At 60.1% G+C, this 15,282-nt stretch carries 13 protein-coding genes; 10 read left to right on the top strand and 3 right to left on the bottom strand.

The annotated features are described in order from the left end of the window. Positions 1-2: 2 nt before the first annotated feature. Positions 3-644, bottom strand: coding sequence for a UvrY/SirA/GacA family response regulator transcription factor (gene uvrY, locus CAF74_RS05090; RefSeq protein ID WP_032829778.1), 642 nt, complete (start codon positions 642-644; stop codon positions 3-5). Between the two features lie 127 nt (positions 645-771). After that, on the bottom strand, positions 772-1,215 hold the full coding sequence (locus CAF74_RS05085; protein WP_085745852.1) for an N-acetyltransferase: 444 nt from the start codon (positions 1,213-1,215) through the stop codon (positions 772-774). Between the two features lie 649 nt (positions 1,216-1,864). On the opposite strand from CAF74_RS05085, the gene CAF74_RS05080 reads away from it, so the two are divergent. Continuing rightward, positions 1,865-2,935: a 3-deoxy-7-phosphoheptulonate synthase gene (locus CAF74_RS05080; RefSeq protein ID WP_085745520.1), complete on the top strand. Its 1,071-nt coding sequence runs from the start codon at positions 1,865-1,867 to the stop codon at positions 2,933-2,935. Positions 2,936-2,999: 64 nt separating this feature from the next. Here the strand turns inward: CAF74_RS05080 and CAF74_RS05075 are convergent, their stop codons facing one another. After that, on the bottom strand, positions 3,000-4,118 hold the full coding sequence (locus CAF74_RS05075; protein WP_085745519.1) for a hypothetical protein: 1,119 nt from the start codon (positions 4,116-4,118) through the stop codon (positions 3,000-3,002). 337 nt (positions 4,119-4,455) lie between these two features. On the opposite strand from CAF74_RS05075, the gene CAF74_RS05070 reads away from it, so the two are divergent. The 9 genes from CAF74_RS05070 to hbdH all read left to right on the top strand — a co-directional run bounded on the left by CAF74_RS05070 (position 4,456) and on the right by hbdH (position 15,280). After that, the gene (locus tag CAF74_RS05070; protein ID WP_085745518.1) at positions 4,456-5,325 is read left to right on the top strand and encodes a triacylglycerol lipase; all 870 of its coding nucleotides are present in this window, start codon (positions 4,456-4,458) and stop codon (positions 5,323-5,325) included. 97 nt (positions 5,326-5,422) lie between these two features. Further along, the gene (locus CAF74_RS05065) at positions 5,423-5,704 is read left to right on the top strand and encodes a peptidylprolyl isomerase (RefSeq protein ID WP_007952068.1); all 282 of its coding nucleotides are present in this window, start codon (positions 5,423-5,425) and stop codon (positions 5,702-5,704) included. A 134-nt stretch (positions 5,705-5,838) separates the two neighbouring features. Then, on the top strand, positions 5,839-7,707 hold the full coding sequence (locus CAF74_RS05060) for an extracellular solute-binding protein (protein ID WP_085745517.1): 1,869 nt from the start codon (positions 5,839-5,841) through the stop codon (positions 7,705-7,707). Beyond that, complete coding sequence (locus tag CAF74_RS05055) at positions 7,707-8,768, top strand: microcin C ABC transporter permease YejB (RefSeq protein ID WP_007952064.1); 1,062 nt, start codon at positions 7,707-7,709, stop codon at positions 8,766-8,768. Before CAF74_RS05060 ends, CAF74_RS05055 begins: the two co-directional genes overlap by 1 nt. Further along, positions 8,768-9,790, top strand: a complete 1,023-nt coding sequence (locus tag CAF74_RS05050; RefSeq protein WP_085745516.1) for an ABC transporter permease — start codon at positions 8,768-8,770, stop codon at positions 9,788-9,790. Before CAF74_RS05055 ends, CAF74_RS05050 begins: the two co-directional genes overlap by 1 nt. Positions 9,791-9,803: 13 nt before the next feature. Then, positions 9,804-11,378 (top strand): ABC transporter ATP-binding protein, encoded by a 1,575-nt coding sequence (locus CAF74_RS05045; RefSeq protein ID WP_007952057.1) that lies wholly within the window; start codon positions 9,804-9,806, stop codon positions 11,376-11,378. A 40-nt stretch (positions 11,379-11,418) separates the two neighbouring features. Beyond that, a complete protein-coding gene (locus CAF74_RS05040) occupies positions 11,419-12,834 on the top strand; it encodes a sigma-54-dependent Fis family transcriptional regulator (RefSeq protein ID WP_085745515.1) in 1,416 nt (471 codons plus the stop codon). Between the two features lie 273 nt (positions 12,835-13,107). Next, positions 13,108-14,499 (top strand): GntP family permease, encoded by a 1,392-nt coding sequence (locus CAF74_RS05035; protein WP_007952055.1) that lies wholly within the window; start codon positions 13,108-13,110, stop codon positions 14,497-14,499. 7 nt (positions 14,500-14,506) lie between these two features. Then, entirely contained in the window at positions 14,507-15,280 is a 774-nt protein-coding gene (hbdH, locus tag CAF74_RS05030; RefSeq protein ID WP_085745514.1) for a 3-hydroxybutyrate dehydrogenase, read from the top strand. Positions 15,281-15,282 lie beyond the last annotated feature (2 nt).

Here is a 15,282-nt window from a genome sequence, read left to right as displayed (position 1 = left end):
GGTCAGAGGCTGGCATCAACCATGCCGTGTCGAACCGCCAACAGCGTCAGTTCGACATCGCTGCTGATCGAGAGCTTCTCGAAAATGCGGTAGCGGTAGGTGTTAACGGTTTTCGGCGAAAGGCACAATTTGTCGGAAATGATCTGAACCTTCTGACAGCCGACAATCATCAGCGCAATCTGGATTTCCCGTTCAGACAACGCATCGAACGGTGAATCGTTGGTCGGCTGAAAGGATTTGATTGCCAGTTGCTGGGCAATTTGCGGGCTGATGTAGCGCTGGCCGGCAAATACCAGGCGAATGGCCTGAACCATTTCCGGCAATCCGGCGCCCTTGGTCAGATACCCCGCCGCACCGGCCTGCAACAACCGTGTGGGAAACGGATCTTCCTCGCACACAGTGACCGCGACCACTTTGATGTCGGGATGACTTCGCAACAGTTTGCGCGTGGCTTCGAGACCGCCGATGCCTGGCATCTTGACGTCCATCAGCACCACGTCGGGCTTCAACTCACGAGCCTTGATGAGGGATTCTTCCCCGGACTCGGCCTGGCCTACCACCTGCAGGCCATCGATATCGGCCAGCATCCGTGTAATGCCTGTACGAACGAGATCATGGTCGTCGACCACTAGCACCCTAATCAAGCAGACACCTCGCGATATGGTCTTATTGGGATGCCGGACACCTTAGCAAAAAGTGCCGGGCAGACCTAGCGGCAAGCAACATATAAAAAGTTTCAACTTTTCATCGAGAGCTTGCCAGCCGTGGGTTTCAGAGCACAGGTGTACTGAAATCGAGCTGCATTCGCAGGAAACACTCGTCCTCGCCCTGCACAATCATTCCTTTTCTTCGATACAGGTTTTGCGCCGGATTATTTTTGAACACTGTCAGGCGCAAGGCCGGGCGACTCTCACGCCGAGCCATCGCAACAACCTGATCGATCGCCCAGGATCCCGCGCCCTGGCCTTGAGCGCTTTCGACGATCTGCAATTCTCGGATGTACAAAGCCCGCGCATCTCGACTCAGACTGAAATACCCCTTCAATTCGCCATCACGAAGGATCAACCAGCTTTCGCGGCCAGCCCAAGCGACATCAAACGCCTCGTCCTGCCACAGCAAGTCATAGTGAATGTAGTAGCGGAGCATGTTTCGGCAAGTCAGCTCTCGTACAAACGACAGGTCGGCGGACGTTGCCTGGCGCAACTCAAAACTCATTCCTGCCTCGATCTTAGTCAAGTTCATGCACCTTCCTTGAGCGCAAGTTCAGAAAGCAGAGTGTGTCACACCTTTGCAGGCGCTCAACCCATAGAGGCCCTCTTAAGCGTTCAATAGCATTTTCTGATTGCTGACGCGCAGCAGCCTCTAGTAAGCTCGGCGCATTCTTTGGAGACAGTTCATGTTCAACGCCCTTTCACAGCTTCGTACTGCCAGCGCCTCGCGTTCGGTTGCGGCTGCCCGGGCGAATGGCGTCTGCGCTGCTCCTGCAAGCTTTTATTTTGGGTATTGGTTTAGCCACTGGCGCGCCTGATACCCAACCGGCGCCCATTTGAACGGGTCGCCTACCAGAGATTTCTCAACCCCCGGTCGGCCTCCCGACCGGGGGTTTTGTTTTTTCAGGCCCTAATTTTTTCAGCAACACACCAGACACTTTGAGGATTCAACCAATGAACTACGCCACTTATTACCGTTACGACAGTTTTACCGCCTGGCGATTTACCAGCCTCCGCTCGGGACAGCCTGCCGCCTCCGATCGGTCACCCACAGGTGGCAAGCCAACACACGTAGCCAATCCGGCCAATTGTCGAACACCCCAGTAGGGCCGAGTGAGCGGGAAGCACCCGCCGTCCGCCCAGGAAGACCGAATATGAACTCGTCCGTTTCTGCTCTGCCACTGTCCACTCTTAACCCTGCCAACGAAGCATTGACCCTGCGTCTGCCGAGTTCGCTGCAACTCAAACAGCAATTGCCCCTGAGCAGTGCGCTGAACCAGCAAGTCGTCGCCCACCGCCAGGCGGTCCGCGCAATTCTCGATGGCCATGACCCGCGTCTGCTGGTGATCGTCGGCCCCTGCTCGATTCACGACCCCGAGTCCGCGCTTGAATACGCCAGCAAACTTTCGCGCCTGGCCGAAGAAGTCCGTGATGACATGCTGCTCGTGATGCGTGCCTACGTCGAAAAACCTCGCACCACCGTCGGCTGGAAAGGCCTTGCCTACGACCCTCATCTGAATGGCAGCGACGACATGGCTGCCGGCCTCACGCTGTCGCGCGAACTGATGCTGGAAATGATCCGCCTCGGGCTCCCGATTGCCACCGAACTGCTGCAGCCCATGGCTGCCGGGTACTTCGATGACTTGCTGAGCTGGGTCGCCATTGGCGCCCGCACAACCGAGTCACAGATCCACCGGGAAATGGCCAGCGGACTGAGCATGCCGGTCGGCTTCAAGAACGGCACCGATGGCGGTGTGACCGTCGCCGTTGACGCAATGCGTTCGGCAGCCCATGCCCATCGCCATTTCGGCGTAGACAGCCAGGGCCACCCGGCGATCATCCAGACCCCGGGCAACCCGGACACCCACCTGGTGCTGCGTGGAGGTCACCAAGGGCCGAACTACGACCGCGAAAGCGTTGCCGTCATCAATACCGAGTTGAACCGCCTGAAAATTCCGAGCCGGATCATGGTCGATTGCAGCCATGCCAACAGTGGCAAGGACCCGCTCCGCCAGCCGGGCGTGTTCAACGATGTGCTGGAGCAGCGACTGCAAGGTAACCGCTCGTTGATCGGCATGATGCTCGAGTCGCACCTGTTCGAGGGATGCCAGCCCCTGAGCGAGTCGCTTCGTTATGGCGTTTCGGTGACAGATGGCTGTCTCGGGTTCGATGCAACAGAACGCTTGTTGCTGGATGCCGCGCAACGCATTCGACAACAGTCCTGACAGCCAAGCCGCCCTCCGGTGTGTCATTCACCCGGAGGGCCAGCCGATGCTCAATGTCGACACATCAACCCTTTACTCGCAGCAGCTTCACGCCGGACATTTGACTCACATCATCAAGCCTCTCGACCGAATAGGACACTTGCACAAGGGTGTCCACATGTTCGCGCCAGAATCGATACGGCACGATGAAAATCAACGGCTGCATCGCCATTCCGTTGATTATTTCGCGATCATCGCGGTGAAAGAATGACTCGCCGTCGCATTTGAGATAAACCAGCTCACCCTCTTCCACCCGCGCATCGCTGATCAGCACACTCACGCCGTCGATTGCATCCTCCACGTTGAGCACTCCGTCATCGGCTTCGAGTACTTGGGGCGCCGCCAATACACCTCTTTCAAGAGGAGCGATGCTGATTCGAGTCTCACCTGATTCTCGAATCGCGCCGCTCTGCTGTTCGACACAGTATCGGACCACCACCTCCCCGCCGAGATGCGGCGTGATGAATTCGGGCGCGATCCCCAGCACCAGAGGCCGACCGACAGCAAAGGACTCGACGATCAGCGTGTCTCGAAGTGATGCTCCCTGCACGGCCCCCTCCCAGATCAACCGCACCCGGTCGCCAGCACTCATACCCGCATAAGGCTGAAGCGTGACCGATGTCCCATCGATCACACGTGCGGGGTCGAGGCTGCCCCCAACGGCATCCTCGAGAGTGGCTGGCAGCAGGCTGCACCGAACGTCTCCGACATCCAGTTGCCTGCGCAAGGAAATCACTGGTTCCGGCCGCGCGGCACTGGTCAATGTCCAGAACATCTCCAGCGAACCTCCGTCCAGCGCTGCCACGTGTGCGCCCCGGACGACCAGAACGATCGCCCTTCCCAGTTGGGCTTCGCTGATAAATCGCGGTATTTCATGGTGATAAGGCAGACCTTCGATATCGTGGCCACGCCAGCTCAACACGATCCGGTCCCCGCATGCCATACCCGGATAGGGAGCAATCCGCACGACAACCCGGCTCAGTGAGGGATCAAGGACAGCACCCTCCAACGAATCGATTGAGGGTACGGGCAGTGATAAAGACTGCTCGCGTGCATGACAATGCTCGAACGCCCCGACTCTTTCAGCATCCATCCCATTGGCTCGCTCCCGCGAAGCTGTTGCCTGTGCATCCGTCATGTTCATTAGCTGCTCCATTCCCTGGAAGTGACACGCCGCCGAAGAGCAGCGTGAAAGAGCCTCTATTTAACGCGCTTCATCGATCACCCGATGTCAGCCCCACACCCGGCGGGACAGGGTTAACTGCACTGAAGCGAGTAGGCAAAAAAAGGAAAAACACGCTTGATAAGGCGAGAACCCTCCAAATATTCAGAACGGGACCTCATTCAAAAGTGAAATTTCATACACACACTGATCCAGATTCCAACGCATTAGGAGGATTCTTCAGGCATCGCAAGCGCAGCGACTGTTTTAGAGTGGCACGCAGACAACTTCGATGAATCTCTGCGATCAAGGACGAAAAATGCAACGAAATGCAACGACTCTTTATCCCGTTCTGCTGGTGCATGGTCTGTTCGGATTCGAGCGCATCGGCCCTTTCGAACTGTTCCATGACGTCAAACAGGCACTCAAGGCTGCCGGAGTACAGGTATTCGTGCCGCACTTGTCGGCCGTCCATGACAACGAAATGCGAGGCGAGCAACTGTTATCGCAAATCGAATGTGTGCTAAGAGGCACAGGTGCCACCAAAGTCAACCTGGTCGGGCACAGCCAGGGTGCACTGTCTGCTCGATATGCTGCAGCGCTTGCCCCACACAAGGTCGCGTCCGTGACTTCGGTCAGCGGCCCCAACCACGGCTCGGAGCTGGCAGACTTCCTGCGCAAGGCGTTGATCCCCGGACGACTGCCGGAGGCCGTTGCCCAGAACGTTGCCACGCTGTTTGCCGACTTTCTGTCATTGGTCAGCGGGCAAGAAAAACTGCCTCGCAATGCGCTGGCTGCACTCAACGCGCTGACGACAGAGGGCGTTGGCAAATTCAATGACAAATACCCGCAGGGCCTTCCCGAAACCTGGGGTGGCCAGGGTGCCGAGCGGGTCGATGGCGTTCGCTATTATTCGTGGAGTGGCGTTGTGCCGGAATTGACCGTGCAGTCCCTCGACCCGGTGCAAGGCATCTGCCTGGCCCTGTCGGAATATTTCATTACAGAACCCGCACAGAACGACGGTTTTGTCGGCCGTTTCAGCTCTCACCTCGGCACCGTGATCCGCTCCGATTATCCGCTCGACCATTTGCGCAGCCTGCGTCGGGGCATCGGCCAGCGCACCACAGAAAACGATCCCGTCGAGCTCTACATCGAACACGCCCTGCGCCTGCAAGCAGCTAATCTCTAGGGGCCGGTATCAGACGAGCGAATGGAACTTTGGCGAGAAATCGGCCACTGAATCCGGTAGGCTCCCCCCTTTACTGATTTGATTGGAGAGTTTCCCCATGGCTAAAGCCACTGCCCGCCACATCCTGGTTTCCAGCGAAGCCAAGTGCAACGAACTCAAGGCCCAGATCGAAGGTGGCGCTGATTTCGCCGAAGTGGCCAAGGCCAACTCCACTTGCCCGTCCAGCCGTCAGGGCGGCGACCTGGGTTCGTTCGGTCCTGGCCAGATGGTCAAGGAATTCGACACCGTGGTATTCAGCGCACCGATCAACGTCGTGCAAGGCCCGGTGAAGACCCAGTTCGGCTACCACCTGCTGGAAGTCACCAGCCGTCAGGACTGATTTCAGCCCGACCTGCTGTGCAACGGCCCGCCTGATGGCGGGCCGTTTTGTTTTGGTTACACCACACCGCTGGCGAACGGCGCGCCGCTCGCGTACAAATTGCGCTTATCGATTACCCGGCTTTAAGGCTGACAATGCGACTGGCTTTCCCGACTTTGATGTTCACTGCCGTGACCCTGCTGCTCGGGATCACCGGTGTGGACGCCGCACCGCAGCATGCGATGACCGTCTATGGCGAACCGGCAAAATACCCGCCCGGTTTCAGTCACTTCGATTACACCAACGTCCGGGCGCCCAAGGGCGGGACGATGCGCCGCTCGGCCATCGAGATCGGCCACTTCGACCATGTCCTGCCGTACATCGACAAAGGCATCGGCGTCAGCCAGATCGACGGCCTGCTGTATTCCCCGTTGGCCCAGCGCTCGCTCGACGAGCCCTACACCGTATACGGCCTCGTGGCGCAGAAAATGGAACGCTCGGATGACGGCCTGTCGTTGCGCTTCTTTATCAATCCCAAGGCCCGCTTCGCCGATGGCAAGCCGATTACTGCCGAAGACGTGCGCTACACCTATGATTTGCTGATGACCCAAGGCAGCCTGCGTTATCGCACCCAGTTCGCCGACGTCAAAGGCGTCGAAGTCGAAGCCCCGCTCACCGTACGTTTCGATTTCAAGAGCAACGAAAACCGCACCCTGCCCCTGGACATCGCGACCCTGCCGGTATTTCCCGAGCATTGGTGGAAGACCCGTGATTTCGCCGGCGGTGGCGGCTATGAACCGCCGCTGGGCAGCGGCCCGTATCGGGTAGGCAAGGTCGACTCCGGGCGCAGCATCACCTTTGAACGCAATCCCGACTGGTGGGGCAAGGACCTGCCGGTCAGCCGTGGCCTGTACAACTTCGATCACTTCAGCATCGAGTACTTCGGCGACACCGACGTCGCCCGCCAGGTCCTGCGCGGCGGCGCCTACGACTACAACCGTGAGTTCTCCGCCACCGGCTACTCCATCGGCTACGAGAGCCCGGCCCTGAGCGACGGTCGTCTGCAAAAGGCTCATCTTGCCACCGAAGCACCGCAGTCGGCACAGGGCTTCGTGTTCAACCTGCAAAAGCCGATATTCCAGGATCGCCGCGTCCGTCAGGCACTGGCCATGCTCTGGGATTTCGAATGGAGCAACCGGCAGATGATGCGCAACATGTACATCCGCCAGCAGAGTTACTTTTCCAATACTGATCTGGCCGCCCGCCAGTTGCCGGATGCCGCCGAACTGAAGATTCTCGAACCCTTGCGCGGACAGATTCCCGACGAAGTGTTCACTCAGGTCTTCGAAGCACCGAAGACCGATGGCAGCGGCATTATTCGCGACAAACAACTGCAAGCGCTGGAGCTACTGGAACAGGCCGGCTGGAAACCCGATGGCGACCAGTTGGTCAACGACCGCGGCGAGCCGTTGAGCTTTACTTTTCTGGTCAGCCAGAACGGGATGGACCGTCTGCTGCTGCCTTACAAGCGCACGCTGAAACAGATCGGCATCAACCTCGACATCCGTCGCATCGACTCCTCGCAGTACGTCAATCGCCTGATGAGCCGCGACTACGACATGATCGTCACCGGTTACCCGGTCACCACCTCCCCCGGCGGCGAACTGTTGAACTACTTCGGTTCGGCATCGGCCAACGATCCCGGCGCCAACAATTACATGGTGCTGAAGAACCCGGCGGTCGACACCTTGATCAACGGCCTGATCCGCGCCTCGACCCAGGCCGACATGCTGCGTTATGCCCATGCGCTGGACCGGGTGCTGCAATGGAACTACTACTGGATTCCCAACTATTACCCGCCGGGCACGTCGACCGTGTGGTGGAACCGCTTCGGCATTCCCACCGTGCAGGCGAGCAATGACGAAGCGATCGAGAGCTGGTGGGAAATCAGCAGCACGCCGCTGACCAACCAGCAGATGACGGCCGAGAAAATCAGCCGTGGCAGACCCGGAGGGCCGCACTGATGTGGGCTTACATACTGCGACGCCTGCTGCTGATCATTCCAACGCTGGTGATCATTCTGCTGGTGAATTTTGTGATCATCCAGGCCGCGCCGGGTGGTCCGGTCGAACAGGCCATCGCCCACCTGCAAGGCATCGGCGGCGCCAGTGTCGGCGGCGGTGCGAGCGAGACCATGAGCGGCACGTCCCGCGCCAGTCGCGGCCTCGATCCGCAGCTGATCAAGGACATCGAAAAACAGTACGGCTTCGACAAACCCGCCCATGAACGCCTGTGGCTGATGCTCAAGAACTACGCGCAGCTGGATTTCGGCAAGAGCTTCTTCCGCGGCGCCACGGTCACCGACCTGATCCTGCAGAAAATGCCGGTGACCATTTCCCTCGGCCTGTGGGCGACGCTGATCACTTATCTGGTGTCGATCCCGCTGGGTATCCGCAAAGCCGTGCACCACGGCAGTCATTTCGATATCTGGAGCAGCACGGCAATCATCATCGGCTACGCCATGCCGGCATTCCTGTTCGCGATGTTCCTGATCGTGGTGTTCGCCGGTGGCACCTCGCTGAACTGGTTTCCGGTGCGCGGTCTGGTGTCCGATAACTTCGAATCCCTGTCGACGCTGGGCAAGATCACCGACTACTTCTGGCATCTGGTATTGCCGGTCACGGCGCTGGTGATCGGCGGCTTCGCCACCCTGACCATCCTCACCAAGAACTCCTTCCTCAATGAGATCACCCGCCAATACGTGGTCACCGCTCGCGCCAAAGGCCTGAGCGAAAACCGGGTGCTGTACGGGCATGTGTTCCGCAACGCGATGCTGCTGGTGGTGTCGGGCATTCCCCAGGCGTTCATCAGCGTGTTCTTTGCCGGTTCGTTGCTGATCGAAGTGATCTTCTCGCTCGACGGCCTCGGGCGCATGAGTTACGAAGCAGCCGTGTCCCGTGACTATCCGGTGGTGTTTGGCTCGCTGTTCATCTTCACCCTGTTCGGCCTGCTGATAAAACTGATCGGCGACCTGTGCTACACGCTGGTCGACCCGCGCATCGACTTCGCCGCGAGGAACGCCTGATGTTCAAGCTCTCGCCTCTGGGCCGTCGCCGCTTCGAACGCTTCAAGAAAAACCGCCGGGGCTGGTGGTCGCTGTGGCTGTTTATCGGCCTGTTTCTGCTTAGCCTCGGCGGCGAACTGATAGCCAACGACAAGCCATTGGTCGTCAGTTATCAGGGCCAATGGTACTTCCCGGTATTCAAGCGACACACCGAACAGGAGTTCGGCGGACAACTGCCGTTCCAGGCCGACTACCGCAGCGACTACGTGCAGAAGCTGATCCGCAAGGACGGTGGCTGGCTATTGTTTCCGCCGATTCCATTCAGTGACGACACCCCGAACTACGACCTCAACAAACCGGCACCGAGCCCGCCGACTTCGGTCAACTGGCTGGGCACCGACGATCAGGCGCGTGACGTACTGGCTCGGGTGATCTTCGGCGCGCGGGTGTCGATCCTGTTCGCCCTGATGCTGACCTTCGTCAGCGCCCTGATCGGCATCGCGGCCGGCGCCCTGCAGGGCTATTACGGCGGCTGGGTCGATCTGCTCGGCCAGCGATTGCTGGAGGTCTGGTCAGGACTGCCGGTGCTTTACCTGCTGATCATTCTTTCGGGATTCGTCGAGCCGAACTTCTGGTGGCTGCTGGGGATCATGGCGCTGTTCTCCTGGCTGGCGCTGGTGGACGTGGTACGCGCCGAGTTTCTGCGCGGTCGTAATCTCGAGTACGTCAAGGCTGCCCGAGCCTTGGGCTTGAGCGATCGCAAGGTGATTGTCCGGCACATCCTGCCCAACGCGATGAACGCAACCCTGAGCTATCTGCCCTTTATTCTGACCGGGGCGATTTCGACCCTGACCGCGCTGGATTTCCTCGGCTTCGGCATGCCCGCCGGCAGCGCTTCACTGGGCGAGCTGATCAGTCAGGGCAAGCAGAACCTGCAAGCGCCGTGGCTCGGGTTGACCGCATTTTTCACCCTGGCGCTGATTCTTTCCCTGTTGGTATTCATCGGCGAAGCGCTGCGCGATGCCTTTGACCCGCGCTCATGAACGGATATTTGATATGACTGACAACCTGATCGAAATCCGTGACCTCAGCGTCGCCTTCCATGGCCAGACCGTGGTGCGCAACCTGTGCCTGGACATCCGCCCCGGCGAGTGCCTGGCCCTGGTCGGTGAGTCGGGTTCGGGCAAGTCGGTGACGGCCCACTCGATCCTGCAACTGCTCCCCGAATGCGATGCCCGGACCACCGGCAGTATTCGTTATCGCGGACAGGAACTGGTCGGCGCCGATCCCAAGACCCTTCGCGATCTGCGAGGCAACCGCATCGCCATGATTTTCCAGGAGCCGATGACCTCGCTCAATCCGTTGCACACGATTGAAAAGCAGATCGGCGAAACCCTGTTGCTGCACCGTGGCCTCGGTGGCAAGGAAGCTCAGGCGCGAATCCTCGAACTGCTCGAACTGGTGGGCATCCAGAAACCGAAAGAACGGCTGAAGGCTTATCCGCATCAACTTTCCGGCGGCCAGCGCCAACGGGTGATGATCGCGATGGCCCTGGCCTGCGAACCTGAATTACTGATCGCCGACGAGCCGACCACCGCCCTCGACGTGACCGTACAGCGCAAGATCCTGTTGCTGCTCAAGTCCCTGCAACGGCGCCTGGGCATGTCGCTGCTGCTGATCAGCCATGACCTCAATCTGGTGCGCAGCATCGCCCAACGGGTGTGCGTGATGAAGGCCGGGGAAATCGTCGAGCAGGCGCCGTGCGAAACCCTGTTCACCGAACCGAAACACCCTTACAGCTGCGTGTTGCTCAACGCTGAACCGGAAGGCGAAGCACTGCCCCGGGACGAACGCGAGAACGTGCTGGAAGTCGATGACCTGCGGGTTGATTTCACGGTCGGCGGCGGGCTGTTCCAGCGCAAGCAATACCTGCGCGCGGTGGATGGCATCAGCCTGAACATCCAGCGCGGCAAGACGCTGGGCATTGTCGGCGAGTCCGGCTCGGGCAAGTCGACCCTCGGGCAGGCGATTCTACGGCTGCTCGACTCCAAGGGCAGCATCCGCTTCCAGGGCACGGCCCTCGACGGCCTCGACCAGAAACAGATGCGGCCGTGGCGCCGGCAGATGCAGGTGGTGTTCCAGGACCCGTTCGGGAGCCTCAGCCCGCGCATGTCGGTGGCGCAGATCATCAGCGAAGGGCTGGAAGTGCATTGCCAGTCCACTGCCGACGAGTGCGACGACCAGGTGATCCGCGTGCTCAAGGAAGTAGGGCTCGATCCCGAAAGCCGTCATCGCTATCCCCACGAATTCTCCGGTGGCCAGCGTCAGCGCATTGCCATCGCCCGGGCATTGGTACTCAAACCCGCGCTGATCCTGCTCGACGAACCGACCTCGGCACTGGATCGCACCGTGCAGAAACAGGTGGTCGCCCTGCTCCGCCAGCTTCAGGAAAAACATGGCCTGACGTATCTGTTCATCAGCCACGATCTGGCCGTGGTGCGGGCGTTGGCCCACGACATGATCGTGATCAAGGACGGCAAGGTGGTCGAAAGCGGCGCCAGCCATGACGTGTTCGACTCACCGCAGCATCCCTATACCAAAGAGCTGTTGGCGGCGGCGCATCCGGGATAGGCATAATCGCGCCACCTGACTTCCGCCAATGGACGCCGCCATGAACACCACCGAAAGCCTCAAGGATTACCAACGGGTTCGCACGCTGGCGATCCGTTCGTTGTTCGAGATCATCGAGCAATCCAGTGAAGGCACGGTGATTGTCGACCGCGACGCGAACATCGTCTGGATGAATGAGCGCTATGCCCGGCGATTCGGGCTCGACTCCGCCGCCGGGGCCATCGGCAAGCCTTGCGAAAGCGTGATCCCCGGCAGCCTGCTGCGCGAAGTGGTGCGCACCGGGCGGCCGATTCTGCTGGACATGCAGGACACCCCGAAAGAACCGCTGGTGGTGATGCGCCTGCCGATTCATGACGACGCCGGCGCGGTGATCGGCGCCATCGGTTTTGCCCTGTTCGACGAACTGCGCACGCTGTCGCCGATGCTCAAGCGCTACCTGAGCATGCAGGAAGAGCTGGCCTCGACCCGCTCGCTGCTGCGTGCCCGCCAGACCAAATACAACTTCGCCCACTTCATCGGCACCAGCGCTGCCAGCCTCGAGGTCAAGCGCCGTGCCCGTCGCAGCGCGAGCGCCGAGTCGCCGGTTCTGTTGCTGGGCGAAACCGGCAGCGGCAAGGAATTGCTGGCCCAGGCGATCCATGGCGCTTCACCTCGGGCGCACAAGGCGTTTGTCAGTATCAATAGCGCGGCAATTCCCGAAGCGCTGCTCGAAGCCGAGTTCTTCGGCACCGCCCCCGGCGCCTTCACCGGCGCCGATCGCAAGGGTCGCACCGGCAAGTTGCAGATCGCTCAGGGCGGGACGCTGTTTCTCGACGAGATCGGCGACATGCCACTGCCGCTGCAAAGCAAATTGCTGCGGGTGTTGCAGGAAAAGGAATTCGAACCTGTCGGTTCCAATGAAGTAATCCAGAGCGATGTGCGGGTGATTGCCGCGACCTCGACGGATCTGGAAGCGGCGATCAAGCGCGGCGAGTTCCGCGCGGATTTGTACTACCGCCTCAACGTGTTGCCGATTCAGGTGCCGCCGCTGCGGGAGCGGCTGGATGATCTGCCGGCGCTCAGTGAAGCGATTCTTGAGGAGTTGCGCAGTCAGCACGAGTTGAACCGCGAAGCGCTGGAGCTGTTGGGACAGCACGCGTGGCCGGGGAATATCCGCGAGTTGCGCAACGTGCTGGAGCGAGCAGCACTGCTCAGTGATGACTTGATGCTGACGGCGGATGACATTCGTGCCGCGATTGGCACGTTTACACCGGTTGAGCGAGCGCTGGCGCCTCTGTCAGAGCCCGCAATCCACGAGACTTTCAGTCAGGCCCGCGAGCGGTTTGACCGGCAGTTGATTCAATCCACCCTCGCGCAATGCGGGGGCAAGGTGATCGAGGCGGCTGAGCGGCTGGGACTGGGTCGGTCGACGCTTTACAAGAAGATGATTGCGCTTGGGATCGCAGAGTCTCAATAAAGAGACACAATTCCCCATAAAGAGACAATATCAAAAGCATCGCGGGCGAACCCGCTTCCACAGGAGAATGCGCCCAACTGTGGGAGCGGGCATGCCCGCGAAAGCGTCCTCACAGTCATAGCAGTCTCAAAATAGAGACAAAACCACGAAAACAACCGCCAAACATCAAATTAATTCCTTTTACTTCAATAACTTAACTATCTGGCACAGATCTCGCTATTGCCCTCCCCACACCCGTTCCACCCACAAAAATAACAATCGAAGGAGCACACCATGAGTGTGATCATCGCCTTGGCAGCCCTCGCGCTGCTGATGCTCGCGGCCTACCGTGGCTACAGCGTTATCCTTTTTGCCCCGATCGCCGCCCTCGGCGCCGTCCTGCTCACCGACCCGTCTGCCGTCGCCCCTGCTTTCACCGGGGTGTTCATGGAGAAGATGGTCGGTTTCATCAAACTCTACTTTCCCGTATTCCTGCTCGGCGCCGTGTTCGGCAAGCTGATCGAACTGTCGGGTTTCTCCCGCTCGATCGTCGCGGCAGCGATTCGTCTGCTCGGCACCCGCCAGGCGATGCTGGTGATCGTGCTGGTCTGCGCCCTGCTGACCTACGGCGGCGTTTCGCTTTTCGTGGTGGTGTTCGCGGTCTACCCGTTCGCAGCGGAAATGTTCCGCCAGAGCAACATCCCCAAGCGCCTGATTCCGGCGACCATCGCCCTCGGCGCGTTTTCGTTCACCATGGACGCCCTGCCCGGCACGCCGCAGATCCAGAACATCATCCCCAGCACCTTTTTCAACACCACGGCGTGGGCAGCGCCATGGCTGGGTGTGATCGGCACGATTTTCGTGTTCTGCGCCGGCATGCTGTTCCTGCAGCGCCAACGCAACAAGGCGCAGCGTGCCGGTGAAGGCTACGGCACCGAACTGCGCAACGAACCGGAAACCGCCGAAGACCTTAAGCTGCCGAACCCGTGGATTGCCCTGTCGCCGCTGCTGGCGGTGGGCATCATGAACCTGCTGTTCACCCAATGGATTCCGCAGTGGTACGGCAAGACCCACAGCCTCGCGCTGCCGGGAATGGCCGCGCCGGTCACTACCGAGATCGCCAAACTCACGGCGATCTGGGCGGTGCAGGCAGCCCTGTTGGTCGGCATTCTGATGGTGCTGGCATTCGGTTTTAAAGCGATCAAAAGCAAGCTCGCCGAAGGCAGCAAAAGCGCAGTCAGCGGTGCGCTGCTGGCGGCGATGAACACTGCGTCGGAATACGGTTTCGGCGCAGTCATCGCCTCACTGCCAGGTTTTCTGGTGCTGGCCGACTGGCTCAAAAGCATCCCCAATCCGCTGGTCAACGAAGCGATCACCGTGACCCTGCTGGCTGGTATCACCGGTTCCGCTTCGGGCGGCATGAGCATCGCGCTCGCGGCGATGTCGGAGCAATTCATCAGCGCTGCCCACGCCGCCAACATTCCACTGGAAGTGCTGCACCGGGTGGCCGCGATGGCCAGCGGCGGCATGGACACCCTGCCGCACAACGGCGCGGTGATCACCCTGCTCGCCGTCACCGGCCTGACTCACCGTGAGGCCTACAAGGACATTTTCTGTATTACGCTGATCAAGACCCTGGCGGTTTTCGTGGTGATCGGCACTTTCTACGCCACTGGCATTGTGTGAGGTATTGATGACGACTCTTTCTGGCAAGACCGCACTGGTTACCGGTTCCACCAGCGGCATCGGGCTGGGCATCGCCCTGACGCTGGCCAAGGCCGGCGCCAACTTGATCCTCAACGGTTTTGGCGACGCCTCCAAGGTGATCGCCGAAGTCGAGCAGTTCGGCGGCAAGGTCGGCCATCACCCGGCAGACGTCAGCGATCCGGCGCAGATCGCCGACATGATCGCCTACGCCGACCGCGAGTTTGGCGGCGTGGACATTCTGGTCAATAACGCCGGTATCCAGCATGTCGCAGCGGTGGAAGAATTTCCGGTGGAGCGCTGGGATTCGATCATCGCGATCAACCTGTCGTCGGTGTTTCACAGCACTCGCCTGAGCCTGCCGGGCATGCGCGCCAAGGGATGGGGGCGGATCGTCAACATCGCCTCGGTGCACGGCCTGGTCGGCTCCACCGGTAAAGCTGCGTATGTGGCGGCCAAGCATGGCGTGATCGGCCTGACCAAGGTGGTCGGCCTGGAAACCGCCGCCAGCAACGTGACCTGCAACGCGATCTGCCCGGGCTGGGTGCTGACGCCGCTGGTGCAGAAACAGATCGACGATCGCGCAGCCAAGGGTGTCGACCCGCAGCAGGCGCAGCACGATCTGCTGGCCGAGAAACAGCCGTCGCTGGAGTTCGTCACCCCGGCACATCTGGGTGAGCTGGTGTTGTTTCTCTGCAGCGAGGCCGGCAGCCAAGTGCGTGGTGCCGCGTGGAATATCGATGGCGGGTGGCTCGCGCAATAAGC

The sequence above is a fragment of the Pseudomonas sp. R45(2017) genome (assembly GCF_002112305.1).
GTDB classification, from domain to species: domain Bacteria; phylum Pseudomonadota; class Gammaproteobacteria; order Pseudomonadales; family Pseudomonadaceae; genus Aquipseudomonas; species Aquipseudomonas paraglycinae.
The sequence above is the reverse complement of the archived record's forward strand: the minus strand, read 5'-3'. Positions and strand labels throughout refer to the sequence as shown.